Origin of the sequence: Comamonas sp. BIGb0152 (assembly GCF_024809975.1) — a bacterium.
Lineage (GTDB): Bacteria > Pseudomonadota > Gammaproteobacteria > Burkholderiales > Burkholderiaceae_C > Comamonas.
This window is the reverse complement of sequence record NZ_JANUDY010000004.1, coordinates 161,361-188,221: the sequence shown is the minus strand read 5'-3', so window position 1 is coordinate 188,221 and position 26,861 is coordinate 161,361. Positions and strand designations below refer to the sequence as shown.

Annotated in this window: 19 protein-coding genes; 10 read left to right on the top strand and 9 right to left on the bottom strand. The window is 65.9% G+C overall.

The genetic code is table 11. From position 1 onward, the window contains the following. Nucleotides 1–6 precede the first annotated feature (6 nt). Nucleotides 7–501, bottom strand: a complete 495-nt coding sequence (locus tag M2375_RS09870; protein ID WP_259165586.1) for a hypothetical protein — start codon at nucleotides 499–501, stop codon at nucleotides 7–9. After that, complete coding sequence (locus M2375_RS09865) at nucleotides 498–1,034, bottom strand: DUF2325 domain-containing protein (protein ID WP_259165583.1); 537 nt, start codon at nucleotides 1,032–1,034, stop codon at nucleotides 498–500. The genes M2375_RS09870 and M2375_RS09865 overlap by 4 nt, the downstream gene beginning before the upstream one ends. A 249-nt stretch (nucleotides 1,035–1,283) precedes the next feature. Between M2375_RS09865 and M2375_RS09860 the strand changes: the two genes are divergently transcribed. The 5 genes from M2375_RS09860 to M2375_RS09840 all read left to right on the top strand — a co-directional run bounded on the left by M2375_RS09860 (nucleotide 1,284) and on the right by M2375_RS09840 (nucleotide 10,430). Further along, the gene (locus tag M2375_RS09860; protein ID WP_259165582.1) at nucleotides 1,284–3,119 is read left to right on the top strand and encodes a VRR-NUC domain-containing protein; all 1,836 of its coding nucleotides are present in this window, start codon (nucleotides 1,284–1,286) and stop codon (nucleotides 3,117–3,119) included. Beyond that, on the top strand, nucleotides 3,116–5,446 hold the full coding sequence (locus M2375_RS09855) for an ATP-dependent DNA helicase (RefSeq protein ID WP_259165581.1): 2,331 nt from the start codon (nucleotides 3,116–3,118) through the stop codon (nucleotides 5,444–5,446). Before M2375_RS09860 ends, M2375_RS09855 begins: the two co-directional genes overlap by 4 nt. Nucleotides 5,447–5,528: 82 nt before the next feature. Continuing rightward, nucleotides 5,529–7,673, top strand: a complete 2,145-nt coding sequence (locus M2375_RS09850) for a TonB-dependent receptor (protein WP_259165580.1) — start codon at nucleotides 5,529–5,531, stop codon at nucleotides 7,671–7,673. A gap of 237 nt (nucleotides 7,674–7,910) precedes the next feature. Continuing rightward, nucleotides 7,911–8,573: a DUF2760 domain-containing protein gene (locus M2375_RS09845; protein WP_259165579.1), complete on the top strand. Its 663-nt coding sequence runs from the start codon at nucleotides 7,911–7,913 to the stop codon at nucleotides 8,571–8,573. A gap of 3 nt (nucleotides 8,574–8,576) precedes the next feature. Beyond that, nucleotides 8,577–10,430, top strand: a complete 1,854-nt coding sequence (locus tag M2375_RS09840; protein ID WP_259165577.1) for an Hsp70 family protein — start codon at nucleotides 8,577–8,579, stop codon at nucleotides 10,428–10,430. A 90-nt stretch (nucleotides 10,431–10,520) separates the two neighbouring features. On the opposite strand, the gene M2375_RS09835 is transcribed toward M2375_RS09840, so the two are convergent. The 7 genes from M2375_RS09835 to M2375_RS09805 all read right to left on the bottom strand — a co-directional run bounded on the left by M2375_RS09835 (nucleotide 10,521) and on the right by M2375_RS09805 (nucleotide 19,090). Continuing rightward, nucleotides 10,521–12,605 (bottom strand): IPTL-CTERM sorting domain-containing protein, encoded by a 2,085-nt coding sequence (locus tag M2375_RS09835; RefSeq protein WP_259165574.1) that lies wholly within the window; start codon nucleotides 12,603–12,605, stop codon nucleotides 10,521–10,523. Between the two features lie 195 nt (nucleotides 12,606–12,800). Next, complete coding sequence (locus M2375_RS09830; protein WP_259165571.1) at nucleotides 12,801–14,027, bottom strand: acyl-CoA dehydrogenase family protein; 1,227 nt, start codon at nucleotides 14,025–14,027, stop codon at nucleotides 12,801–12,803. Nucleotides 14,028–14,044: 17 nt separating this feature from the next. After that, nucleotides 14,045–15,073 carry an aldo/keto reductase gene (locus M2375_RS09825; protein ID WP_259165569.1) on the bottom strand — a complete coding sequence of 343 codons (1,029 nt, stop codon included), beginning with the start codon at nucleotides 15,071–15,073 and terminating at the stop codon, nucleotides 14,045–14,047. A 21-nt stretch (nucleotides 15,074–15,094) separates the two neighbouring features. After that, complete coding sequence (locus M2375_RS09820) at nucleotides 15,095–16,075, bottom strand: ABC transporter ATP-binding protein (RefSeq protein ID WP_259165567.1); 981 nt, start codon at nucleotides 16,073–16,075, stop codon at nucleotides 15,095–15,097. Between the two features lie 7 nt (nucleotides 16,076–16,082). Then, the gene (locus M2375_RS09815; protein ID WP_259165566.1) at nucleotides 16,083–17,078 is read right to left on the bottom strand and encodes an ABC transporter ATP-binding protein; all 996 of its coding nucleotides are present in this window, start codon (nucleotides 17,076–17,078) and stop codon (nucleotides 16,083–16,085) included. Then, nucleotides 17,079–18,104, bottom strand: coding sequence for an ABC transporter permease (locus M2375_RS09810; protein WP_259165565.1), 1,026 nt, complete (start codon nucleotides 18,102–18,104; stop codon nucleotides 17,079–17,081). Further along, nucleotides 18,104–19,090, bottom strand: a complete 987-nt coding sequence (locus M2375_RS09805) for an ABC transporter permease (RefSeq protein WP_259165564.1) — start codon at nucleotides 19,088–19,090, stop codon at nucleotides 18,104–18,106. Before M2375_RS09805 ends, M2375_RS09810 begins: the two co-directional genes overlap by 1 nt. A 435-nt stretch (nucleotides 19,091–19,525) precedes the next feature. Between M2375_RS09805 and M2375_RS09800 the strand changes: the two genes are divergently transcribed. The 5 genes from M2375_RS09800 to M2375_RS09780 all read left to right on the top strand — a co-directional run bounded on the left by M2375_RS09800 (nucleotide 19,526) and on the right by M2375_RS09780 (nucleotide 26,861). Beyond that, a complete protein-coding gene (locus M2375_RS09800; RefSeq protein ID WP_259165563.1) occupies nucleotides 19,526–20,710 on the top strand; it encodes an LLM class flavin-dependent oxidoreductase in 1,185 nt (394 codons plus the stop codon). A gap of 121 nt (nucleotides 20,711–20,831) precedes the next feature. Continuing rightward, nucleotides 20,832–22,421: an ABC transporter substrate-binding protein gene (locus M2375_RS09795; protein ID WP_259165562.1), complete on the top strand. Its 1,590-nt coding sequence runs from the start codon at nucleotides 20,832–20,834 to the stop codon at nucleotides 22,419–22,421. After that, on the top strand, nucleotides 22,418–23,971 hold the full coding sequence (locus tag M2375_RS09790; RefSeq protein WP_259165561.1) for an amidase: 1,554 nt from the start codon (nucleotides 22,418–22,420) through the stop codon (nucleotides 23,969–23,971). The genes M2375_RS09795 and M2375_RS09790 overlap by 4 nt, the downstream gene beginning before the upstream one ends. Beyond that, the gene (locus tag M2375_RS09785; protein ID WP_259165560.1) at nucleotides 23,968–25,203 is read left to right on the top strand and encodes an acyl-CoA dehydrogenase family protein; all 1,236 of its coding nucleotides are present in this window, start codon (nucleotides 23,968–23,970) and stop codon (nucleotides 25,201–25,203) included. Before M2375_RS09790 ends, M2375_RS09785 begins: the two co-directional genes overlap by 4 nt. A 35-nt stretch (nucleotides 25,204–25,238) precedes the next feature. Further along, the gene (locus tag M2375_RS09780; RefSeq protein ID WP_259165559.1) at nucleotides 25,239–26,861 is read left to right on the top strand and encodes an ABC transporter substrate-binding protein; all 1,623 of its coding nucleotides are present in this window, start codon (nucleotides 25,239–25,241) and stop codon (nucleotides 26,859–26,861) included.

Sequence of the window (26,861 nt, the reverse complement as noted above, 5' to 3'; positions counted from 1 at the left end):
CGGCTGTCAGTGCAGCAGCGTGCCCGGCGGCGGCTTGCCCGAAGGCATGGAAACGCTGTGGGCCTGCCGCTCCATCGCATCCTCGCGCTCGCGGGCGGCGCAGCGGTTGTGGTGCTCGGTCAAGGCGGCAAAGGTGTGGTGCAGGTGCTTGCAGGCGGCCGATCGCAGCTCTGCGCTGGCATGGTCGTCACGCGTCAAGGCCAGCAGCTGGTGGTGGGCGCAGTTGATGCACTCGCCGGCCGATACCGGCTGGCTCAAGCTGTTGAAGCAGTCGGCCAGGTTCAGGTGCGCCACCACAAAGGCGGCCAGGCGGTCATCGGCGCAGACGCCGGCTGGTGCGTCGTGGAACAGCTGGTGCGCCACGCGCAGTGCATGCTCGTGCCAGGCCAGCGCTTGCTCGGGGCGGTTGTCGCGGCTGGCCTCTACGCCGGTTTGGGTCAGGCGTTCCCATTCGCGCAGCAGCAGCGGGCCGGATACCGACGACGGAAAACGCGAGCTCATGGCAGTTCCTTGGCGGGCACGCTGGCCGCCGTCATCACCCAGGCGTGTGATGCCTTGGCGGTTTCTGTGGGGGCAAAGGCCTTGGGGTCTTCCAGCAAGCAGGTGGTGCCCAGGCGCTTGCACTGGTCGTGCTCGCGCCAATAGCCGCCGTGGCTGATGCAGCCGGTCTGGCAGATCACCAGGTTGGCGGCATGCTGGCCCAGCTCTTGCAAATAGGCATCGGGCGCGGGCTGCGGCACGGCCACTACCTCCATGGTGGCAGCAGGGTCCACACAGCGGCGCACCGCTGTTACCGCTGCGCGGTTGGCAATGGCCGACAGGTGCAGCAGCCGGTCTTCGCGCTCCCAGATCAGGGCGCTGTCGCGCATGATGACCTGGGCCCGCAGCCTCGTGACCTGCGTGCGCAGGGAGGCGACTTCGGCACGCAGAGCATCGACCTGGGCCGTGCAGCGCGCTTGCAGCGCAGCATAGTGGCGCAGCATCACACCGTGCTCCTGCACCAACGGGTGGATGTCACTGTCTGGGTTTGGCACGGTTGGCTCGCCTCCACGGGATAAACGGTAAACACTTTGCTAGGCCTAAGGCGTCATCAAATAAAAAACATAATAAATGAGAATCGTTTCTATTCGCAAACGCATTTGCTTATAGCCTGTCTGCAAACAGTGGATTAGTGCTATCGCCTCCGCCTGGCCCTGCGCAAGGCTAGGGAAGAAGTACGCCGTTAAAATAGCTGTATAAAAAAACAGATAGCCTATCGCCGCCACCCCCTGACACGAACCCCCATGTTGGCCCCCCACCGCTACTATTACTTGCACAACTTCGAGCGCGCGCTGCAGTGGCTGGGGCAGCGCTATGGCGATGTGCTGGATGCGCAGGAGCAGCAGTTTCTGGCCGACTTTGCGCAGGTCCCCATGCCGTCGCAGGCGCTGATGGTGCGCATGCTGATGCGGCGCGGGCCCTGGTTCCGGGCCGACAAGCTGGTGTATGACGAGATCCCCGATGTGCAGGCCGCTGCACAGCCCTTGCTGGCGCTGGGCTGGATCGATGCCGATGCGGACATGGCCTTGACGGAGCTGTTTGCGCTGCACACCAAGCCCGAGCTGCTGCAGATATTTGCCAACGCCGGTTTGGCGCGGTCGCTGCGCAAGGCGGAGATGCTGGCGCAACTGACGCAATTGGCGCAGCCGTCAGACCCAAGCACCGAGCAAAAAGCCGAAGAGCAGCTGCAGCCCTACCACCGCTGGCACCCCCAAGCCGAACATGCCGCCTGGCGCGTCACCGTCGGCGAGCTGGCCGAAGGCCTGCGCCTGATGTTCTTTGGCAATCTGCACCAGGACTGGTCGGAGTTTGTGCTGGCCGATCTGGGCATCTTCAAATACGAGACGGTGGACTTTGATGCGCAGTCGCGCGCCTTCCAGACCCGTGCCGATGTGCAGGGCTACCGCCAGCTGCAGCAATGGCGCCAGGCGGTGGATGAGGACGAAGACCGACAAGCGTTGATGGATGCGCTGGCCGCTTGGCGCAGCGCCAACCCCTGGCTGCAGCAGCGCCATGCCAAGGTGTTGCTGCGCCTGGGCCAGGCCTGCGAGCGCAGCCAAAGCTGGGGCCTTGCCGAGCAGGCCTATGCCGCCAGCCCCTACCCGGGCGCACGCCATCGCCGCATGCGCGTGCTCGAACGCATGGAGCGCTTTGACGAGGCCCTGGCCCTCGCCAGCGCCGCCGCGCTGCAGCCCGAGAGCGATGAAGAGAGCCAGCGCCTGGCCCGCATGCTGCCGCGCCTGCGCCGCCACCTGGGCCAGCGCAGCGCCAGCCGCCGCGCGCTGAAACCCGAGGTGGCGCAGCTGCGCGAGGATGTGGCGCTGGATCGCGTGCTGCGCATGCCAGGCATGCCACGCATGGCTGAGGGCCAGCCTGCGATGGATGCGCTGAGCGATGCGGCTGCATTGGAGGCGGCCTTGCGCGCTGGCGAAGCCATCGAGGCCATGGAGGCAACGGATGCCGCCGAGGCCACCGAAGGCCTGCGCCTGATGGCCGTGGAATACGCCTTGCGCGACCACTGGCACCGCGAAGACGCACCGGTGTTCTATGTTGAGAACGCGCTCGTCAACTCGCTGTTTGGCCTGCTGTGCTGGCCGGCCATTTTTGCGCCTTTGCCGGGGGCGTTTTTTCATCCATTCCAGGCGGGGCCGGCCGATGTCTATGCGCCCGATTTTGTCGCCCGTCGCGCGGCGCTGTTTGATGCTTGCTTGGCGGCCTTGGATGACGGCAGCTACCCGGCAGTGATCCGCCAGCGCTTTGCCGACAAGGCGGGGCTGCAGTCGCCCTTTGTGTTTTGGGGAACGCTGACGGATGCGCTGCTGGACCATGCACTGGCCTGCATACCGGCTGCCCACCTCAAGCTGCTGTTCCAGCGCCTGCTTGGCAATCTGCAGGCCAACCGCACGGGCTTTCCGGACCTGGTGCGGTTTTGGCCGCAAGAGCGGCGCTACCAGCTGGTGGAGGTCAAAGGCCCGGGCGACAAGCTGCAGGACAACCAGATCCGCTGGCTGGAGTACTGCGCCGCCCATGGCATACCCGTGGGCGTCTGCCATGTGCAGTGGCGCGAGGCGGGCGCATGAGCTACACCGTGGCGGTGCGCGCTTTGTGCGAGTTCACCGCCCGCGCAGGCGACTTGGATTTGCGCTTTACGCCTGCGCCATCGGCACTGGAAGGCATTGAAGGCCATGGCCTGGTGCGCGCACGCCGGGGCGCCGGGTATGAGTCGGAGTTGCGCCTGGCAGGCAGTTATGAAGACCTGCAGGTGCGCGGCCGCGCCGATGGCTTTGACCCGGTCCTGGGTCAGCTCGAAGAAATCAAAACCTACCGGGGCCAGATCGACAGCGTGCGCGACAACCACCGCGCCTTGCACTGGGCGCAGGCCAAGGTATACGGCCACCTGCTGTGCCTGGAGCGGGGCCTGCCCAGCTTGAAGGTGGCGCTGGTCTACTTCAACGTCGGCACGCAGCAGGAGACGGTGCTGGCTGAGCAGCAAAGCGCCGCCGACCTGCAGGCGTTTTTTGAGCAGCAATGCCGCTTGTTTTTGGACTGGGCGCGTAGCGAGGCCGCGCACCGCAGCGCGCGCGATGCGGCCATGGCGGCGCTGCGCTTTCCGTTTGCGCAGTTCCGCACGGGGCAGCGGGCGCTATCGGTTGCGGTGTACCGCACGGCCCAGGCGGGCTTGCAGGCGGGCGGCGGCAGCTGCCTGATGGCGCAGGCGCCCACGGGCATTGGCAAGACGGTGGCCACGATTTTTCCGATGCTCAAGGCCAGTGCGGCGCAGGGGCTGGACAAGCTGTTTTTTCTGACCGCCAAAACCACCGGCCATCGGCTGGCCTTGCATGCGCTGGGCCTTTTGCAGACGGCGCTGCAGGGCCAGACGGGGGCAGTGCCGCTGCGCGTGGTCGATCTGCAGGCGCGCGACAAAAGCTGTGAGCACCCGGACAAGGCCTGCCATGGCGATTCCTGCCCGCTGGCCCAGGGCTTTTACGACCGCCTGCCCGCTGCCCGCGCCCAGGCCCTGGTGCAAGAGCCGATGCTGACGCCCGACAAGGTGCGCAGCCTGGCGCTGCAGCACCAAGTCTGCCCCTATTACCTGACCCAGGAGCTGGCGCGCTGGAGCGATGTGGTCGTCGGCGATTACCACTACTTTTACGACAGCGCCGCGATGCTGTATGCGCTGACCCAGGCCCACCAGTGGAAGGTGGGCGTGCTGGTGGACGAGGCCCATAACCTGCTCGAACGCGCGCGCCGCATGTACACGGCCGAGCTGCCGCAGCACACCCTGGCTGCGGCGCGCAAGGCCGCCAGCGGCCCGGTTAAAAAATCGCTGGATGCCTTGAACCGGCAATGGACCGCCCTGAACAAGGCGCAGCAAGAAGGCGGCCAGGACTACCAAGTCTACGCCGAGCTGCCGCCCGGCCTGCTGGGCGCCGTGCAGCGCGCCGTGGCCGCCATTGCCCAGGCCCAGGGCGACAGCCCCCTGCTGCCGGGCGATGCAGTGCTGGGCTTTTACCTGGAGGCGCTGTCCTGGCTGAACCTGGCCGAGCAGCTGGGGCCGCATGCGCTGTTTGATATCAGTTTGTGGGGCAGTGCTTTTGGGGGGACATCGGCGGGCCGCCGGGGGCCCATGTCCACGCTCTGCATCCGCAATGTCGTGCCCGCGCCGCACCTGGCCGCGCGCCACAGCGCCGCCTGCGCCACGGTGCTGTTCTCTGGCACCTTGGGGCCGCAGGCCTTCTACCAGGATTTGCTGGGCCTGCCGCCCGCCACGCAGTGGGTAGAGGTGGCATCGCCCTTCCAGGCCGCGCAGCTGCAGGTGCAGATTGCGGGGCATATCTCCACCCGCTACCAGGACCGGGCGCAGTCGCTGGCGCCGATTGCCGAGCTGGTGGCAGCGCAGTTTGCCCGCCAGCCGGGCAACTACCTGTGCTTTTTCAGCAGCTTTGATTACCTGCAACGCGCTGCCGAATGCATGCAGCGCTTGCACCCGCAGCTGCCGCTGTTTTGCCAGACCTCGGCCATGGACGATGCCGGGCGCGCCGCCTTTTTGGCGCGGTTTGATGAGGCGGGGCAGGGCATTGGCCTGGCCGTGTTGGGCGGGGCTTTTTCGGAAGGGGTGGATTTGCCGGGCAACCGGCTGATTGGCGCCTTTATCGCCACCCTGGGCCTGCCGCAGATCAACCCCATCAACACGCATATGCAGCAGGCCATGGCGCAGCGCTTTGGTGCCGCCAAGGCCTATGACTACACCTACCTCTACCCCGGTTTGCGCAAGGTGGTGCAGGCTGCAGGTCGGGTGATTCGCAGTGAGGACGACCGGGGTGTGGTGGTGCTGATCGATGACCGCTTTCACCGCGCCCAGGTGCGCGCGCTGCTGCCAAGCTGGTGGCAGCCGCAACGGTTGTAGTTTGGGGTTTCTCAGAGTAGAGGAGGGGTTTATGTACCAAATTTCCCATAGCGGCAGGCGCTGTAAGAAAATAGCGGCCTCTATGCCGATCCAAGCCTTTTCCTTCTCGCCCCTGCGCCCCGTGGCCGGGGCTGCTGCGCTGCTGTGCGCCTTGTCCGCCGCTGCGCAGACCGCACCAGCAACACCCTCCACCCCTGAAACCCCCGCTGCCGAAGCCACCTTGCCAACGGTATCGGTGCGCTCGGCGGTCGGCACAGCCGATCTGCTGCGCCTGCCGGCCTCGGCCAATGTGGTGAAAGGCCGCGAGCTGCAGGACCGGCAGATGCAGGTCAACCTGTCTGAAGCGCTGGGCAGCGTGCCCGGCCTGACCCTGAACAACCGCAACAACTACGCCCAGGATCTGCAGCTGAGCGTGCGCGGCTATGGCGCGCGCTCCACCTTTGGCGTGCGTGGTGTGCGGCTGTATGTCGATGGCATACCGGCAACGATGCCCGATGGCCAGGGCCAGACCTCGAATGTCGATATCTCCAGCCTGGAGCGGGTGGAGGTGCTGCGCGGCCCATACTCGGCGCTGTACGGCAATGCCTCGGGGGGCGTGATCAGCTTCTATACCGAAGACCCGCAAGGCCCCTTGAAGCTGGAGACTGGCGTGAGCATGGGCAGCGATGGCCAGCAGCGCTACAGCCTGAAGGCCAGCGGCCAGACCGATGGCGGCATGGGCTATGTGCTGAGCACCAGCCGCTTTATGACCGATGGCTACCGCGACCACAGCGCGGCCGATCGCAACCTGCTCAATGCCAAGCTGGTGATTCCGCTGGCGCATGACGACAAGCTGACCCTGGTGGCCAATCAGACCCGGGGCGACGCGCAGGACCCGCAGGGCCTGACGATGGCGCAGTGGCAGGCCAATCCGCGCCAGGCCAGCAGTGTGGCCGAACAGTACAACACCCGCAAATCACTGGAGCAGCAGCAGCTGGGCGCCACCTATGACCTGCGCATCAACGCCCAGCAAAGCCTGAGCCTGTCGGCCTACTACGGCCACCGCAGCATGCTGCAGTACCAGTCCATCCCCAAGGCGCCGCAGCTGGCGCCCGGCCACGCCGGCGGCGTGATCGACATGGCGCGCGACTATGCCGGTGCGCGCCTGGTCTGGGTGGGTGAGTTCGATACCATCGTGCCGCTGCAGCTGAGCGTGGGCTTGGATCTGCAGCAGATGACTGAAGACCGCCAGGGCTACGAAAACTTTATCGGCGACACCTATGGCCTGCGCGGCCAGCTGCGCCGCGATGAGAAAAACAAGGTCAGCAGCACCGACCCCTTTGTGCAAGCCCGCTGGCAACTGGCCCCGCGCTGGAGCCTGGATACCGGCCTGCGCTACAGCCGCGTGCGCTTTAGCTCGGACGATGACTACATTACCCCGGGCAATGGCGACGACAGCGGCAGCAGCCGCCACAGCAAGCTGCTGCCGGTTGCTTCGCTCTCTTACCAGCTCAGCCCGCAGCAAACCATCTACGCCAGCGTAGGCCGGGGTTTTGAGACGCCGAGCATCACCGAGATGTCCTACCGCAACAGCGGCTCGGGCCTGAACACCGATCTGCGGCCCACCAGCAGCACGCAGTGGGAGCTGGGCTACCGCCAGCAACTGCGTGGCGATGCGCTGCGCGGGCTGTGGAGTGCGGCGCTGTTCCAGTCGCACAGCAACGACGAGATAGTGACCGACCAAAGCGCTGGCGGCCGCACCACCTACCGCAATGCCGGCAAGACCCGGCGCCAGGGCCTGGAGCTGTCGGCCCAGCTGGATTTGATGCGTGACTGGCAACTGCGCGCCGCCTACACCTGGCTGGATGCGCGCTTCCGCGAGGATTCGGGCAGCGGCATCGCCGGCCAGCGCCTGCCCGGCCTGGCACGCCACAATGCCTACCTGGGTGCCGACTGGCACTTTGCGCCGGCCTGGACCGTCGGCATGGGCCTGCAGGCCAGCTCCCATGTGCAGGCCAACGATGCCAACACCCAGGCTGCCCCGGGCTACGCCACCACCGCGCTCAGCCTGGGCTACCGCGCACAGATCGCCCCGCGCTGGACCTTGGCTGCCTTTGCGCGGGTCGACAATGTGTTTGACAAGAACTACATCGGCTCGGTCATCGTCAATGATGGCAACCAGCGCTATTTTGAAAGCGCCATGGGCCGCAACTGGGCCAGCGGCGTCAACGTGACTTACCAGTTCTAAGCCCTTAGCTTCGCCATCGCACACCGGGATGCTTATCCACAGCTTGCTGGTGCATCGCACGGGGGCATAGGGCCGCCGGTAAAATCCCCGGTTTTGCGGGCTGGCCGCTGGCTGTAGGTGCCGGGCCCAGCGCTTGGCGCAAACCCCATTTTTAAAACCACCCGCCTGCGCGATGTAGCTGTCCCGGCCCTAGCCGCGCAGCCCCCAGCGTCCTGGCGGGTGTCTGTTGGTGCCTCCATGAACAACACCCCCCCATCCTTTCTCAGCCGCATCGCCATTGCGATCGGCAGTTTTTTCGCCATTCTGGGCAATGGCCGCCTGGCCGCCGATGTGCAGCGCGTGCGCGGCGGCGAAAGCCTGGCAGCCGATGTGCCGCCGAAGGAAGTACGCGTCGAAGTGCCGGTCGAGAAGATCGTTGAAGTCCGCATCGAAGTGCCGGTCGAAAAAATCGTTGAAAAGCGGGTTGAAGTACCGGTAGAAAAGCTGGTCGAGAAAGTGGTCGAAAAGACCGTGCAACTGCCCACCGAGACCGCTGCCCTGCAGCTGCTGGGTCTGCTCCAGCGTGAGGCCCGCTTTGTTGACTTTGTGCAGGAGGACGTGGCGCCCTACACCGATGCCGAGATTGGCGCAGCCGCCCGCGTGGTGCACGAAGGCTGCCGCAAGGTGCTGCGCGAGCATTTTGCGCTGGCCCCTGTGCGTACGGAGGCCGAAGGCAGCCGCGTCACCCTGCAGGCCGGCTTTGATGCCGCCGCCGTGCGCCTGACCGGCCATGTGGTGGGCGAGGCCCCGTTCAGCGGTACCCTGGGCCACCGGGGTTGGCAGGTGACGGAGGTGAAGCTGCCCCAGCTGACCGACACGGCCGCAGCCAAGGTGCTGGCCCAGGCCGAGGTGGAGCTCTAAACCATGCAAGCACCCGCACAATTCAGCATCGGTATCGACCTGGGCACCACGCACTGCGCGCTGTCCTATGTGGACAAGGCCGCCAGCGATGGCGAAAACCTGGTCCAGGGCGTGCTCGCCATCCCCCAGCTCACGGCGCCCGCCAGCATCGAGGCGCGGCCTTTGCTGCCCTCGTTTTTGTACCTGCCCCATGAGAGCGAGCTGAGCGCCGCCGATATCGCCTTGCCCTGGGGCGCGCAGCAGGATTTTGTCGTTGGCGAGTTTGCCCGCGCACGCGGGGCGGCCACACCCATCCGCCTGGTCTCCAGCGCCAAAAGCTGGCTGTGCCACCCCGGTGTGGACCGCCGCAGCCCCCTGCTGCCAGCGGATGCGCCGGCCGAGGTGCACCGCGTCTCGCCGCTGACGGCCTCCATCCGCTACCTGTCGCACCTGCGCTGGGCCTGGGAGCAGGCCCACCCCGAGGCACCCTTTGATGCGCAGGACATCACGGTCACCATTCCCGCATCCTTTGACCCGGCCGCGCGCGAGCTGACGGCCGAGGCCTGCAAGGCGGCCGGCTTTCAAAAGCTGAGCCTGCTCGAAGAGCCGCAAGCGGCGCTCTACAGCTGGATCCAGGCGAGCGGCGGCGACTGGCGCAAGCAGGTAGAAAGCGGCGATGTGATCCTCGTCGTCGACGTGGGCGGTGGCACCACCGACCTGTCGCTGATCGCCGTGCTGGAGCGCGATGGCAACCTGGCCTTGCAGCGCGTGGCCGTGGGCGAGCACATCTTGCTGGGCGGCGACAACATGGACCTGGCCCTGGCCTATGCCGTGGCGCGCAAGCTGGCGCAAGAGGGCAAGCAGCTGGACGCCTGGCAAACCCGTGCGCTGGCCCATGGCTGCCGCGCCGCCAAGGAGCAGCTGCTGTCCGATGCGGCGCTGCAATCCGTACCCGTGGTGGTGCCCAGCCGGGGCAGCAAGCTGATCGGCGGCAGCATCCGCACGGAGGTGACCCGCGCCGAAGTGCTGGCCACCCTGGTCGAGGGCTTCTTCCCCCAAGTGGCCGTGAGTGACAAGCCCATCAGCCGCGCGCGTGGCGCACTGACCCAGCTGGGTCTGCCCTATGCGCAAGATGCCGCCGTCACCCGCCATCTGGCCGCCTTCCTGTCGCGCCAAGCCGGCGTGACCGAGCAGATCGACGGCCTGCAGGGCACGCAGCCTGAAGGCGCCAGCTTTTTGCACCCCAGCGCCATCCTGTTCAACGGCGGCGTGCTCAAGGCCCCGCAGATCGAGCAGCGCATCACCGAAGTGCTGGGCAGCTGGCTGGCCGCCGAAGGCGCTGCCCCCGCACGCCTGCTGGACGGCGCCAACCTGGACCTGGCTGTCGCCCGTGGCGCCGCCTACTACGGCCATGTGCGCGAAGGCCGGGGTGTGCGCATCCGGGGCGGCACCGCCCAGTCCTACTACGTGGGCGTTGAATCCAACATGCCTGCCATCCCAGGCATGGATCCCCCTATGTCTGCACTGTGCCTGGCACCGTTTGGCATGGAAGAGGGCAGCGAGGCGGTATTGGACACGCAGGAGTTTGGCCTGGTCGTCGGCGAGCCGGTGCGCCTGCGCTTCTTTGGCTCCAGCGTGCGCCGCAGCGATACGGTCGGCACCATGCTCGATTTCTGGGGGCCGGAGGAGCTGCTGGAGCTGCAAGAGATCGAGCTGAACCTGCCCGCCGAAGGCCGCGCCAATGGCGAGGTCGTCCCCGTCACCCTGCAGGCCCGTGTGACTGATATTGGCACCTTGGAGCTCAATGCCGTGCCCGTGGGCGGCAATGAGCGCTGGAAGGTGGAGTTTGATGTGCGGGCGCCGGTGGCGGCGGAGTAGTAAGCTGCCGCTGTTTACCTATTGAAGGCCCCAGAAAAAATGCCACCGCGAGGTGGCATTTTTGCGTCTGGCCGCAGCAAGGCGGCGCGATCAGACCGTGCGTCGGCGCATACGGCCCAGGCCCATCAGCGCCATGCCCAGCGATAGCGCGCTGACGGCCCAAGTGCCAAGCGTTGGAACCTGCTTGAGCGTGCCGGCATCGGTGGGGGTGGCGTTAGAGACCAAGGTGTTGGTGATGGTCGCAGTGTTGGCACCAGCGGCTATGGCCGCAGGCTGCGTGTAGCTGGGCTCTGCCCAGCGGTAGCCCGTGGGGGCGGCGGGCAAGGTGCCTTCGGCTACGGTGCAGGTACTGCCTTGCTGGATGGTGAGCGGCGCGGCACTGCCCTGGTTGGCCGCAACCACCAGGCTGCCGCTGAAGGACGCAGCCGGGCCGGTGCAGGTGACGGTAAAAGGAATCTCGCCGGCAAACGGTGCTGCACCTGCAGGGGCGGTCACCACCTTGTTCACGGTCAGCTGCGCAGCTGCCACCGAGCGCAGGTACCAGTTTCCATCGTCTGCGTCGCGCACCAGTTCGTAGCGAACGCCTGCGGCATCCAAGAAACCGCTTGGCAGCGCAAAGGCACTGGCCGCCGAGCTGGCTGCGCCGCCGGTCACGCGCACGACCAGAATGCCTTTGCCCGTGGTGAAGGCCGGCGCGCTGGCGGCATCTGGCAGAACCGAGAGCAGGGTGGGGGCGCCGGCGGCTGCTGTGGACGTCACTTGCAGCACATCGCTGACCGAGGTGGAGCCATCGTTGAGCACGGTATTGAGCACGAGGCTGCCGCCATTGGCGGTGTAGACACCCGCCAAGGCCAAGGTGTTGTTGGGGCTGGCATCGCTGCGTGCCAACGACACGACACCACCGGCATTGCTCAGGTTGCCCGTGGCGGCCAGGCTGGGCAGCAACGAGGCATCCAGCACCGCATCGCTTTGCAGGTTCAGCACCGTAAAGGCCGAGGCAGCAGTGGCCTCCCACAAGGCGGTGCTGTTCAGGTTCAGGGTCAGCTGACCGCCTCCCGCCAGCTGGCTGGCACCCTTGTAGTGGCCGCCGTTGCCGGTGTAGGTGGCCGTGCTGGTGGCATCGGCGTTCCAGACCACCGGGGCGGTGGTGGCGGTCACTGCATCCAGGCTGGTGCTGCCGGTCGCTGCCAGGTAGTTGAAGGAGCTGCCCTGCGCATTGATGATGAGACCGGAGCCCGCACTGAAGCTGCCATTGCCCCGCAGTTGCAGACCAATGCCTGCCGCGCCCGATGCGGTGATGGTGTTGCCCGCCAGCGGCCACTGGGCAATGCCGCCAGCGCGGATATCCACCGCAGCAGCGCCTGCGCCCGCTGCCGTCACGGTGGTTGGGCCGTTCAGAGTGACCTGTGAATTCGTCACCACCACCGCTGGCGTGAGGCCCGAGGCGACTGCCGTGTTGACCGTTGTGGTGCCCGTTACCGTGGTGGTGCCGCCCTGGCTCCACAGCGGCGCAAAGTTGGTGTTGTAGTAGTTGGACTGGAAGTCCAACAACAGATTGCCGCTCACCGTCACCGTGCCAGCGCCCACATACAGGCCCGAACGGGTGCCGCCCAAGCTGGTGATGTTGAGGTTTTGTTGGTAGTTGGAGGTACCTGAGTTGTTGCGCACCCCATCGCGCGTATTGATGGTGCTAGAAGGTGCGCCAGTGTTGGAGCTGACGGCGACATTGCCCTGGAAGGTGGCGACACCGGATCCAGCTTTCTCAATCCCCGCCGCATTGTTGGAGCCACTGGGCTTGTTGATGGTGACGTCCTTCAGAAAATTGCCAATCCCAGCACCAGACACCAGGATGCCCCGACTGTTGTTGCCGTTGGTGTCGGTGACGGTCAGTACGCCATTGACGGTGGTGTTGCCGGTGATTTGGACCAAACCGGTGGCCAGCCATCCATTGACGGTGACGGCCACGGGGTCTGCGGTGTAGACGCAGGTCAAACCATTGTCCGAAGCCTGCGTGGTGTAAGTCGATGCGTTGAGGTTGGGAGGGCAGGCCAGCGCTATCTGAGGCGCTGCAAACAACCCAGCAAGCAAGCTGCCATGGAGGGCGGTTTTGCCCCATGGGGATGCGGCACGAAGGGGATTCAGATGCGAAGTCGCGGATTCAGAAGCGAGGTGCATGGCGTATTTGTAAGAAATTTACTTAATAGGTAACTTTTACAAGATAACCGCAACAATTTAATTTCGCTAGCGTGTTGCTCTGTAGGTCTGCTGAAAAATTGTCAACTTTATTGAAGTCATTTGGTTTGTTGATCGCGTGTTTGATTTATGGGTCGGCAGGGGGCTGCCTGACGCTTGCAAGCCTGTGGCAGCCCCTCAAAACACCCGCCCTTCCTCCAGATGCGTCCGCGTGCCATTGAGCACATAGTCCCCCACCACCCTGGTTTTGTGCAGCAGCGGGTTGTGGCTAAAGATGGTGCGCAGGTTGCGCCAGTGGCGGTCCAGGTTCAGCTGGCGCGAGGTAGCTGACGCGCCGCCCACTTCAAACAAACGCTCGCCGGCATTCAGCGCCAGGCGGCTGACGACCAGCTGGGTCTGGGCGGTGGCCAAAGCCCCTTGCAGCACCACATCGTCGGCGGTGGCCGGTGCGTGCACGATGGCGTAGGCGCCCTGGTCCAGCTGGCGGGCATTGGCGGCGACCAGCGCATCAATGGCATAGCTGGCGGCAGCCAGCTCGCCGACGACGGCCTGCACAAAGTGGTCGTCGCGTGAGCGCTCGGCGGGGCTGTGCATCGCAGGTCGGCCCAGCTGCAGCACATAGTGGCGGGCATCGGCCAGGATGTTGCGCACAATGCCGGCGGCAGTCGCCACCAAGATCAGCTGGCGCAGCGCAGAGGCATGGCGGCCTGCCAAATGGTCGCGGGCGCCGGGGCTGATTTCGTCGTCATAGACCAGCACATTGTTCAGCTCCAGGCTGCCGCTGGCGGTCAGCCGCTGGCCCATGCCGTCCCAGTCGTCTAGCACGCGTACGCCTTCGCGCTGCACGGGGATCACGGCGTTCAGGGCTTGGCCCTCGTCGTTGACCGCAAAGATATTGAAGTAGTCCGCATAGGCGGTGCCGGTGGCGTAGTACTTCTTGCCATTCAGCCGGTGGTGCGCGCCATCGCGCAGCAAGGTGGAGGTGCTGATGCCGGCGCGTGCGGTGCCCAGCTCGGTAAAAGCACCGCCAAACAGCTTGCCCTGCAAGGCCCAGGCGCTTTGGCGCTGGGCCAGTGCTGAGGGCTTGGGCTCCAGCCGCAGCAGCTCGGTGGTGTTGAAGTGGGTGCGCAGCGCATGGGCCACATTGGAATCCGCTGCGGCCAAGGTGCTGACCACCTCGATCACATCGGCCACCGATCCTCCCGGCCCGCCTTGTTCGCGGCCAATGCGCAGGCCGCCCAGGCCTGATGCGCGCAGCAGATCAAAGGCCGCCCAGGGCGGCTCGCGCTGCAGCTCGCGCTGCGCAGCGCCCGTGCCAATGTCGGCGGCCAGCTGGGGCAGGCGGGCCAGCAGTTCGTCGCGGCTGGGGTGGCCAGACCGCAGGGGTGGAACCGATGCATTCATAGTGGGGACCTGGTGGGTTAGGCGCTGGCAGCTGCAGCCGCCACGTAGGGCACGCGGCCTTCAACGGGGTGGCCTGGGTCGGTAAAGCCCAGGGTCGAGGGGTGGCCGGCCGCGACCAGGCGGTTGACCAGTGCCTCGTCATCGGCGGTGAACTGGTAGTCCAGCGCGCGAATATAGCCATCCCATTGCTCTGCCGTGCGGGGGCCGGCAATGGCGGCGGTCACCAGGCGGTTGTTCAGCACCCAGGCCAGCGCAAAGTCCACGGTGCTGATGCCGCGCTCGTCGGTGTGCTTTTTGATCTCGGCGGCAATGTCGATGGACTCGGGCCGCCACTCGGTCTCCAGCATGCGCTTGTCCAGCCGTGCGGCGCGCGAGCCGGGCTCGGCCGCCTCCACATTCGGGTACTTGGCGGTCAAAACGCCCCGGGCCAGCGGGCTGTACGACACCACGCCCAGGCCATAGGCGGTGGCAGCGGGCAGCTGCTCGGCCTCGGCCGTGCGGTTGACGATGTTGTACAGCGGCTGGCTGGCGATGGGCCGGTCAATGCCTTCGGCGTCCGCCAGGTGGGCCACCTCGGCAATGCGCCAGCCGCGAAAGTTGGACAGCCCAAAGTAGCGCAGCTTGCCCGCACGCACCAGGTCGCCAATGGCGCGCACCGCCTCGCCCAGGGGCGCATCAAAATCGGCGCGGTGAAAGTACAGCAGGTCGATGTAGTCGGTGCCCAGGCGGCGCAGGCTGTTGTCGACGGATTCGATGATCCATTTGCGCGAGGTGCCGCTCCGGTTCGGGCCCTCGCCCAGCGGGTTGCCAAACTTGGTGGCCAGCACCCAGTCATGGCGATCCTTAGCCAGTGCCCGGCCTACCACCTGCTCGGTCACGCCCTTTTGGTAGACGTCGGCCGTGTCGATGAAGTTGATGCCCTGGGACTTGGCCTTGGCAATGATCGCGTGCGCGGTCTGCTCGTCGGTGGGCCCGCCAAACATCATGGTGCCCAGTGCGAGGCGGGAGACTTTGAGGCCGCTGCGGCCGAGATAACGGTAGGTCATGGCAAAAGAAAAAACGAAGGGTTAGTGAAAGGAAATCACGGAGGTTTGCGTGCCAGAGGTCTGTGGCAGCTGCGGATGGTGGCAGGCGACCAGATGGCCGTTGCCGCTGTCGCTGAGCAGTGGTTCTTGCGCTGTGCACAGCGCCGTCGCGCGCGGGCAGCGCGGATGAAAGCGGCAACCGCTGGGCAGGTTCTGCGGGCTGGGCAGCTCGCCCAAAAGAGGGGCCGCCTGGCGGTGGCGCGATGGGTCGGGCACGGCATCGAGCAGCGCCTGCGTGTAGGGGTGGCGCGGCGTGGTCCACAGGCTGCGGCGGTCCGCGCTCTCGACGATGCGGCCCAGGTACATCACCAGCACCCGGTCGGCAAAGTACTGCACGACCGACAAGTCATGCGAGATGAACAAGTAGGACAGGCCAAACTCGCGTTTCATCTCCACCAGCAGGTTCAGGATCTGCGCCTGGATCGACAAATCAAGCGCAGAGACCGGCTCGTCGCAGACCACCAGATCGGGCTGCAGCATCAGCGCGCGGGCAATGCCCAGGCGCTGGCGCTGGCCGCCAGAGAACTCATGCGGGTAGCGGCCCAGGGCGCTGCGCGGCAGGCCCACACGGTCCAGCAGGCGCTCCACCTGGCGGCGGCGCTGGGCGCGGTCCCCCAGGCCATGCACTTGCAATGGCGTCTCCAAAATCGTGCCGATGCTGTGGCGCGGGTTGAGTGACGCAAACGGGTCCTGAAAGATCATCTGCATGCGCTTGCGCAGGCTGCGCAAGCGCGCGCCTTGCAGCGGCAAGATGTCCTCGCCATCCAGCGCCACTTGGCCGGCCGTGGGCGTCTCCAGCCGCAGCAGGCTGCGGCCCAGGGTGGATTTGCCGCAGCCCGATTCGCCCACCAGGCCGACGGTCTCGCCCTTGGCAATGTGGAACGACACGCCATCGACGGCGCGCAGCACGCCCTTGGGCAGTTTGAAGTGGGTCTGTAGATCGCTGACAGTCAGCAGGCTCATGGCGGTCCTAGGCAAGTTGGGCGCTGCGTGCAGACGCAGGCAAGGTGATGGGGCAGGCGCTGAGGCGTTGGGGGCCTGCTACTTGCAGGGGCGGCACCACGCTGTGGCAATAGGCCTGGGCGCGCGGGCAGCGCGGCGCAAAGGCACAGCCGGCCTGGCCAATGGCCGAGCTGATGCTGCCGCGAATCTCGGTCAGCGGCCCATCGAGGTAATGCGCGCCGGGCTGCAGCCGGGGCGATGCCGCCAGCAGGCCCTGGGTGTAGGGGTGCAGGGGCTCGTCAAACAGCGGGCCGGGGCGGGCTTGTTCCACCTCGCGGCCGGCATACATCACCACCACGCGGTCGGCCCATTGCGAGACAACGCCCAGGTCGTGGGTGATCAGGATCAGGCCCATAGACAAGTCCTTGCGCAGCCCGTCGAGCAGGTCCAGCACCTGGGCCTGGATGGTTACGTCGAGGGCGGTGGTGGGTTCGTCGGCAATCAGCAGGCGCGGGCGGCAGGCAATGGCCATGGCAATCATCACGCGCTGGCGCATGCCGCCAGAGAGCTGGTGCGGAAAATCATCCACCCGGCGCTGCGGATCGGAGATTCGTACGGTATCGAGCAGCTCGATGGCGCGCAGGCGGGCCGCCTTGGCCGACAGGCGCTCGTGCTGGCGCAGCACCTCGGCAATCTGCCAGCCAATGGTGTAGACGGGGTTGAGCGAGGTCATCGGCTCCTGGAAGATCATGCCGATCTCGCGCCCGCGCAGCTGGCGCATCGCCGGCTCGCTCAGGTCCAGCAGGTTCTGGCCGTTGAACCAGACCTCGCCCTGCGCAATGCGGGCGGCCCGGGGCAGCAGGCGCATCAGCGCCAGCGCGGTGAGCGATTTGCCCGAGCCGGACTCGCCGACGATGGCCAGGGTTTCGCCAGCCTGTACCGAAAAGCTCAGCCCGCGCACGGGATCGAGCTGGGGGAAGCGGATGCTCAGCCCGCGCACATCAAGCAAGGGGGATGGGGACATTCAGCGCTCCTGCGACAGACGGGGGTTGAGGGCGTCGTTCAAACCATCCCCAATCAGGTTGAAGGCCAGCACGGCAAACACGATGGCCAGGCCGGGTGCGGCCGTCAGGTACCAGGCGGTGCGCAGCAGGTCGCGGCCCGAGCCGATCATGCTGCCCCAGCTGATGACGTTCGGGTCGCCCATGCCCATGAAGGACAGCGCCGATTCGAGCAAGATGGCCGAGGCCACCATCACCGACGAAGTGACGATGATGGGCGGCAGCGCATTGGGCAGCATCTCGCGAAAGATGATGCGGCTGTGCGAGTAGCCCAGCGCGCGGGCGGCCAGCACAAACTCCTTGTGGCGCAGCGCGCGGAACTCGGCCCGCACCAGGCGCGCCACCGTCGGCCAGGTCACCAGGCCGATCGCCACCACGATGGTGCCGATGGCGGGCTGGGCAATCGCCACCAGCACCACCAGCAAGATAAAGCTGGGTATCGTCTGGAACAGCACCACCACGCGCTGCAACAGCTCATCGACCCAGCCGCCAAAGTAGCCGCTCACGGCACCAATGCCAATGCCCAGGCTCAGGCCGATCAAGGTGGCCGACACGCCGACCAGCAGCGACACGCGCGCTCCGTGGGCAATGCCCGCTGCCACATCGCGGCCCATGGAGTCGGTGCCCAGCAGGTAGGCCGCATCCTGGCCCGGCCAGACAAAGGGCTGGGCCACCATGTCCAGCGGGTCGCCGGGAAAAAGCCAGGGTGCCGTCAGCGCCAGTGCCAACACCGCCAGCAAAAAGGCACAGCCCAGCATGGCCGTGGGGTTGCGCAGAAACACACGCAGCGCGCGGTAGCCCTGGCTGCCGCTGCCGGCGTTGGCGGCGCTGGTGGTCGTGCGCACCGCATCGGGCGCATGCACATTGGGCCAGGGCAGGGAATCGGGCTCGGCGTTGCTGGTAGTGCTGCGCGCTGCTTGCGCGGCAGCCAGCGGGTGGGCGGCGGCCGGGGGGATCGGCAGCGCTGGGGTAGAGGAAGACAAAGACATCAGCGCACCTCGATTCGGGGATCCAGCCAGGCATGCAGCAGATCGACCAGCACATTGGCGGCGATCACGAGCAAGGAAGAGAGAAACAGCACACCCATGAGCACGCTGAAATCGCGGCTCAGCACGGCCTCAAAGGCCAGGCGGCCCAGGCCGGGCCAGCTGTAGACGGTCTCGACGACGACGGCGCCGCCGAGCATGCCGCCCAGGTGCATGCCGGCCATGGTGGTGACCGGCAGCAGGGCATTGCGCAGCACATGGCGCACGGTGATGCGCCAGGGCGAGAGGCCTTTGGCAGCGGCAGTGCGTACAAAATCTTGCGACTGCACCTCCAGCATCGCCGCGCGGGTGAGGCGGGCGTAGATCGCCACATAAAAGAGCGCCAGCGAGGTAGCAGGCAGCACCATGTAGCGCAACTGGTCGAGCACGGCGGCCAGGCCGCTCAGCTGCGAACCAATGCTGGCCGAGCCACCACTGGGCAGCCAGCCGAGCTTGACCGAGAACAGCACGATCAGCATCAGCCCGGTCCAGAAGCCCGGCACCGAATAGAACAGCAGCGACAGCACGGACAGCAGGCGGTCCGGCAGGCGGCCCGCAAAATAGGCCATCGCTGTGCCCAGTGCAATGCCCAGACTGAGCGCAATGGCCAGTGCCAGGCCCATCAGCAGCAAGGTGCTGGGCAGGCGCTGGCCAATCAGCTCCATCACCGGCATGTTGTAGCGCGGGGAGAAGCCTAGGCTGAAATGCGCCAGGTTGCCCAGGTAGGCCTGCAGCTGCTCCAACACGCTCAGATCCAGCCCAAAGCGCGTGCGCAGCGCCGCCAGGGTTTCGGCTGTGGCCGCGCCTGATTCACCGGCCATCACATCGGCCGCATCACCGGGCGTGAGCTGCAGCAGCAAAAAGTTCAGGATCGCAACGCCCAGCACCGTGGGCACGGCATATTTGGCATTGAACCAGAGCGATCTTAATAAACGTGGGGTGGTACTCATGCGGATTATTAATGGGGGTGAACCCATCCATGATAGGAGGGTTCGTGCGCCATCAGGGGTATTTGCAGCATGCCATTTCATATATGGAAAAGCACAAACTAAATAACAAATATCGGTATCTGATTTTTATCGGTTGGCGGATGCTCACCGATGGTTTTTGTTATTAAACGCCTCCCAAGTCGCATATTTTGTTTGCCTTGCTGCATATGCCCACAAGCTATATGCGGTGACGATGCCTGTTGTGGGCTTTGGCGGTGTGCCGCGTTTCAAAAGATCTGCCGGCAGCCATGGCTGATTTTTGAATATACAAATGCAAAATAGGCGCAAGAGCGCCTGCATGGTTTATGTGATTATCGAAGGGCGCGGTGGTGTTTGAATAACCGGTTTGTGTTGAGGCCGGATCGCCATCCTTTGTTTTGACCCATTGGCTGATCTATGAACTCTGCAATACCCCTGGATACGCTCGCCGATACAGAGCGCTTCGCATCGCCGCTGGATTTTCCGGACAGCCCGCTGGCGCAAGCCTTTGCGCAGCCGATTTTGCTGGGCCTGTTTTTGCCGATCCAGGCAGGAGGCTGGAGCGCCTCGACCCTGCCGCGCAGCACCGACTGGCGCTTTGACTACAACAAGGACCTGGTGCTGAAGGCCGAAGACCTCGGGTTCGATCTGGTGTTTGCGCTGTCGCAGTGGCTGCCCAAGGGCGGCTATGGCGGGGTGTTCAATGGCGAGGCGCTGGACTCTTTTGCCACCACGGCGGCGCTGACCTCGGTCACTAGCCGCATCATGCTGATCTCGACCATCCATGTGCTCTACGGCCCGCTGCACCCCTTGCACCTGGCCAAGTGGGGCGCTACCTTGGACCATATCTCGGGCGGGCGCTGGGGCATCAATATCGTCACCGGCCACCGCGAGGTCGAGCACAAGATGTTTGGCTGGGACCAGATCGAACATGACCGGCGCTATGACCTGGCCTCGGAGTTCATCGAGGTGGTGCAGCGCCTGTGGTCCTATGACGAGAACTATTCGTTTGAGGGGCAATCGTCCTGGAAGCTGGGGGGAGGATTTGTCAGCCCCAAGCCCCGCTTTGGCCGGCCGGCACTGGTCAACGCCACCGGGTCGGACGCCGGCATCGCCTTTGCCGCCAAGCATTCGGACCTGGTGTTTATCACCAGCCCCGGCGCATCCGACTTTGCCCGCGCCATTGAGGTGCTGCCCGCCCACGCCGCTCGGGTCAAACAGGTGGCGCGCGATGCCGGCCGCACGGTGCGCACCTTGCTCAACCCCATGGTCATCAGCCGCGATACCGAGGCCGAGACCTGGGCCTACCACGATGCCATCGTGGCCCACCAGGACCAGCGCACGCCCGAGGGCTTTAGCAGCCTCAAGAGCGATGCCCATGCCTGGCGGGGCCGCACGGCCCTTGACGCCCCCAAGCGCCGCGCTATCGGCGGCAATATCGAAGTGATCGGTACGCCCGAGCAGGTGGTGGAGCAGTTTGTACAGCTCAAGCGTGCGGGCATCGATGGGCTGCAGCTGAGCTTTTTTGACTTCAAGCCCGACCTGGAGTTTTTTGGCGACCGCATCTTGCCGCTGATGAAGCAGGCGGGGCTGCGCTTCTAGCCGTAGCGCCTGCACTGTGCGCCGCACTTATCCACAGACTTTCTCCGCCCCTCCCGTTTTCTTTGCGCTTTTTGCGTGCTATCCGCGCTTTGTCTGCGCCTTCTCTCCTGGACCACTGCCCATGCGAACTCTCTACAAAAACCTGGCCTGGGGCCTGCTGGCTGCCAGCAGCTTTGGGGCTGCCTATGCCCAGGCACCCGCCACGCCCGTCAAGGGCGGCACCGTCACATCCGTCGTCGCGCAAGAGCCGACCTCGCTGGTGTCCTTTCTGGACACCAAGACCGACAACCGCGATGTCAGCGCCAAGATCACCGAAGGCCTGCTGCGCTATGACGCCAAGTTCCAGCCCCAGCCCTTGCTGGCAACATCCTGGACGGTCAGCCCCGATGGCCTGCAGTACCGCTTCAAGCTGCGCCAGGGCGTTAAGTTCCACGATGGCCACGATTTCAGCTCGGCCGATGTGCGCTACTCGTTTCTGACTCAGAAAAAGCTGGGGCCGCGCGGCCGTATTACCTTACAGAACCTGGAGCGGGTCGATACGCCTGACGCGCACACGGCAGTGCTGGTGCTGTCCAAGCCCGCGCCCTTCCTGATCAAATCGCTGTCATCGGCGGAGCTGCCGATTGTGCCGGCGCACCGCTATGGCGATGGCGATCCGCTGGGCAGCCCCAATTCCAACGCACCGGTGGGTACGGGCCCGTTCATTTTTGAGCAGTGGGTGCGCGGCAGCCATGTGATCCTCAAGCGCAACCCGAGCTACTGGCGCCCGGGCGTGCCCCATGTGGACCGGGTGGTGATCCGCTTTGTGCGCGATCCGGCCGCCATCTCGGCCGCCATTGAAACGGGCGAGGCCGATGTGGCACAGAACCTGGCGCTGGCCGACCTGGGCCGCTTGCTGCAAAAGCCCAGCCTCAAGCTCGACGCCAGCTATGACGCGTTCTTGAACAATGCCTCGTTCCTGGAGTTCAACGTTGAAAACCCGGTGCTGGCCAAGCCCGAGGTGCGCCATGCGATTGCCCATGCGGTGGACCGCAACTTCATCGTCAACAACGTCTACTACAAGCAGGCCGAGCTGGTGAACTCGCCCATCCCCAAGGTGCTGGGTGCTTATTACGACGACAGCCAGTTCAACTACGGCTTTGATGTGGCCCGCGCCAACCAGCTGCTCGATACGGCAGGCTACCCGCGCCAGGCCAATGGCCAGCGCTTTGCCGTCAAGCTCACCTATATCCCAGGCGCGCAGTTCAAGCAGACGGCTGAGTACCTGCGCTCTGCGCTCAACCGCGTGGGCATCAAGGTGGACATTCTGGACGGCGACCTGCCCACCTTTTTGAAGCGCGCCTACACCGCCCGTGAGTTCGACCTGAACATCAACGGCCTGGGCCGCTTGTTTGATCCTTCCGTCGGCGTGCAGCGCATCTACTGGTCCGACGGCATCAAGAACCCGCTGATCTGGATCAATGCCTCGCACTACAACAACCCCCAGGTCGACAACCTGTTCCGCCAGGCCGCTGTCGAGGTTGACGAGGCCAAGCGTGCGGCGCAGTTCCGCGAGATCCAGCAGATCGTTGGTCGCGAGCTGCCCGTCTACCCGCTCGCGACCGTGCCCTCTGCGCTGCGGGTACACAGCACCCGGGTGCATGGGCTCAACAACAGCATTGACCTGACGGCTGGAGACTTTTCTGACCTGTGGCTGGAGGCACGCCAATGACGACCAACATCGACTTCCCTAACGAAACCACGCTCAGCGAGGCCGCAGCAGGCACCCCGCGCATTGCGCCCAGCCTGGCATTTGCCAGCGCCCGCGAGCAGCTGCAGGCCTTGGCCGATGGCCGCATCAGCGCGCTAGAACTGCTGGAGCAGGCGCTGGCCCGCATCGAGCGCCACGATGGCGAGCTGAACGCGATCCCGGTGCGTGCCATCGAACAAGCCCGGCGCGATGCCCGGGCGGCTGACCAAGCCTTGCAGCGAGGCGAGCGCAAGCCGCTCTTGGGCCTGCCGATAACGGTGAAGGAAAACTTCGATGTCGCAGGCCTGCCCACCACCGTGGGCAACCCCGACTATCGCAGCAATATCGCCCGGCAGGATGCGCCGGCGGTGGCGGCCTTGCGCGCGGCGGGCGCGGTGCTGATCGGCAAAAGCAATGTACCGCTGGCGCTGAGCGATCTGCAAAGCTACAACGCCGTTTACGGCAGCAGCAGCAACCCCTGGGATTTGCAGCGCACGCCAGGCGGCTCGTCGGGCGGCAGCGCGGCGGCCGTGGCGGCGGGCTTTGTGGCGCTGGAGCTGGGCACGGACATTGGTGGTTCGGTGCGCATTCCCGCGCACTTCAACGGCGTGTTTGGCCACAAGACCAGCTACGGGCTGATCTCGATGCGCGGCACGGGCGCGCCGCAGGGGCGTTTTAGCGCACGCGATCTGTCGGTGGCCGGGCCGCTGGCGCGCACTGCGCTGGACCTGGGGCTGGCGCTGGAGCAGTTGCTCAACCTCGATCCGCTGCAAGCCAAGGGCTGGCAGGCTAGCTTGCCACCGCCCCGCCACCAGCGGCTGCAGGATTTTCGGGTGCTGGTGCTGGGTGCCTGGCCGGGCCAGGAGGCGAGCCTGTCCGAGCAGCTGGTGATTGAGCGCGTCGTCACCGCCTTGCAGGCCCAGGGCGTGCAGACCACGCAGTGGCGCGATTTGCCGCCCGCGCAGCGCCCTGATTTGAGCGAGCAGCACCGCACCTACCGCAGCCTGCTGGGCTCGTCCGTCGCCAATGCGGCCCCGCTGACCGAGGCGCAGCAGCAGCGCCTGGCCGAGCTGGAGCCCGATGACCGCAGCGCCGAGGCCGCCTTGCTGCGCGCGCCCAGCCTGCCCCATGCCACCTGGCTGCAGGACAACGAGCACCGCCATGCGCTGAGCCACCAGTGGGAGCAGCTGTTCAGCGCTTTTGATGTGGTGCTGACCCCCGTGGCGCCGACCCCCGCCTTTGTGCACCAGCAGCAGGGCCACAAAGAGGCGCGCCGCTTTCCCGTGGCCTATGCCGATGGGGTGCGCGAGATCGGCTTTCGCGAGCTGTTTTACTGGGCCGGTTTGCCGGTGCTGCCGGGCCTGCCCGCCACCAGCTTCCCGGTTGGGCTGGATGACGAGGGCCTGCCGATCAGCGCCCAGGTGGTCGGCCCCTACCTGGAAGACCGCACCACCATCGCCTTTGCCCATGCCTGGGAGCAGGCCCAGGGCGGCTTTGTGGTGCCACCCCGCTATGCGCAGGGGGATGCATGAGCGCGGTGCTGGAGGCGCTGCAGCAGCCACTGGACACGGCCACCACAGCCCCAGGCCCGGCGCTGGACGAGGCCGCCTTGCTGGCCCGCGCCCATGCGCTGGCCGGGCAACTGGCGGCGCTGGCCGAGGCCCACGACGCCAGTGGCGCTGCACCCGCGCCACAGTTTGCGCTGTTGCACCAGGCCGATCTGCTGCGGCTGACCATTGCCCGCGAGGCCGGGGGCCATGGCGCCGGCCTGGCCAGCGCGCGTGCGGTGGTCGGTGCCATTGCCCAGGGCGACCCGGCGGTGGCCTTGATTTTGGCGATGCACTACAGCAACCATGCGGCCATTGCCCGCTCGCAGCGGGCGGGGCAGGGCGAGTGGCCGGCAGACCTGGCGGCGCAGCTGATAGCGGCCAGCCTGCAAGGCCCCGCCTTGCTCAATGCCGCCCAGGTAGAGCCGGAGCTGGGCTCGCCATCGCACGGCGGCTTGCCGGCCACACGGGCCAAGCGCGTGGCCGGCGGCTGGCAGCTGAGCGGCCACAAGGTTTATGTGACGGGAGGGCCGCTGCTGGCCTGGATCAGCGTGCTGGCCGTGACCGATGAGCCCGAGCCGCGCCTGGGCAGCTTTGTGCTGCCTCGCGATACCGCCGGTGCGCGCCTGGTCGACACCTGGAACCCCATGGGCATGCGCGCCACCGTCAGCCACGACCTGGTGCTCGACGGTGCCTGGGTGCCCGACCACCATGCGGTGGGGCTGCGCCCCGCCAGCCTGGGCCTGCAGCGCGAGGCCCATGGCATTGCCTGGTACTTCAGCCTGGTGGCCACGGTGTATGACGGCGCAGCGCGCTCGGCCCGCGACTGGCTGGCCGCATTTTTGAACCAGCGCCGCCCCAGTGCGCTGGGCGGTGCCAGCTTGGCATCGCTCGCCACCGTGCAGGAAAAGTTTGGCGAGATCGAGGTGCTGCTGCAAAGCAGCGACTGGCTGCTGGACAGCCATGCCCGCGCCTACGACAGCGGCACCGCCCCCGATGGCCTGGTCGCCGTGGCCAAGCATGTGGCCGTGGACAACGCCTTGCGCGTGGTGCAGCTGGCGCTGGAGCTGGCCGGCAACCACGGCCTGGCGCGGCGCAATGCGCTGGAGCGCCATTTGCGCAATGTGCTGTGCAGCCAGATCCATTCACCGGCCAACAGCCTCATCCGCAGCAACACCGGCCGTGCTGCTTTGCAAAAGCGCCAGGCCGCTGCCTGAGCGCGGCCGCCACTTCTTAACACTTGGTACATCGCATGCCCTTTGATCCCGATTTCTCGCTCGCCTCGCGCCGCCACTTTATGCTGGCCGCTGCTGCCTCTGGCATCGGCAGCGCCGTCCCCAGCCTGGCCTGGGCGCAGGACAAGCCGCAAAAAGGCGGCACCCTGAACCTGCTGCTCTTCCCCGAGCCACCGACCCTGACGACGATTGCCCACACCGCTGGCTCGTCGGTGACGATATCGGGCAAGGTGACCGAGGGGCTGCTGACCTATGACTTCAACCTCAACCCCCAGCCGCAGCTGGCCGTGGCCTGGTCCATCAGCCCCGATGGCCTGGTCTACCGCTTTCAGCTGCGCCAGGGCGTCAAATGGCATGACGGCAAGCCTTTTACCTCGGCCGATGTGCTGCACTCGATCGGCCTGCTCAAGGAGTTCCACCCCCGGGGCCGCGCCACCTTTGCCGGCGTGGCGGAGGTGCAGGCGCCCGACGCGCACACCGTGGTGCTTAAGCTCAGCCGCCCCATCCCCTACCTGATCACGGCGCTGGCGGCCTCAGAGTCGCCCATCGTGCCCAAGCACCTCTATTCCAGCGGCCGGGCCGACACCAACCCGGCCAACAATGCGCCCGTGGGCACGGGCCCCTTTGTGTTCAAGGAATGGGTGCGCGGCAGCCATGTGATCTACGAGCGCAACCCCCATTACTGGGATGGCGACAAGCCCTATATCGACCGCCTGGTGGTGCGCTTTATCCCCGATGCCGCCGCGCGCACGGCGGCCATCGAAAGCGGCCAGGTGCAGATTGCGCCCAGCTCGCCGGTGCCCTTTGCCGAGGTCGATCGCCTGCGCGCCAAGCCGGGCCTGCAGTTCGAAACCCGGGGCTACGAGTACATCAACAGCGTTTACCGGCTGGAGTTCAACCTGGAGAGCGACTTGCTCAAGGACCTGCGCGTGCGCCAGGCCATTGCCCACGCGCTGCAGCGCGAGAACCTGCTCAAGGTGGCCTGGTACGGCCAGGGCAAGCTGACCACCGGCCCGGTGCACCCGGCGCTGAAAAAGTTCTATGTGCCCGATCTGCCGGTGCTGCCCTATGACATCAAGCGCGCAGAAAAGCTGCTGGACGACGCCGGGCTCACGCGCGGCAAGGCCGGCGGCCAGTGGCGCGCGCGCCTGAACCTGACCCCCATCCCCAACGAGGGTGGCCAGCGCACCGGCGATTTCCTCAAGCAGGCGCTGGGGCGCATCGGCATCGATGTGCAGATCAACAGCCAGGACTTTGCCACCTACATCAAGCGCATCTACACCGACCGCGCCTTTGACCTGCATGTGAGCGCGATGAGCAACACCTTTGACCCGACGGTGGGCATCCAGCGCCTGTACTGGTCCAAGAGCTTTCAGCGCGGGCTGCCGTTCTCCAACGGCTCGCACTACGCCAGCCCAGAGGTGGACCGCCTGCTGGAGTCTGCCGCCGTCGAGATGAACGAGGCCCAGCGCATCCGCGAGGTGGCCGAGTTCCAAAAGCACATCGCCACCGATCTGCCCGACATCACCTTGGTCGCCCCCGACATCTACACCATTGCCGACAAGCGCGTGCGCAACCACACGGTGGGTGCGGATGGCGTGGCCGGCAACCTGGCCGGCGTCTGGCTGGCCGCGTCCTGA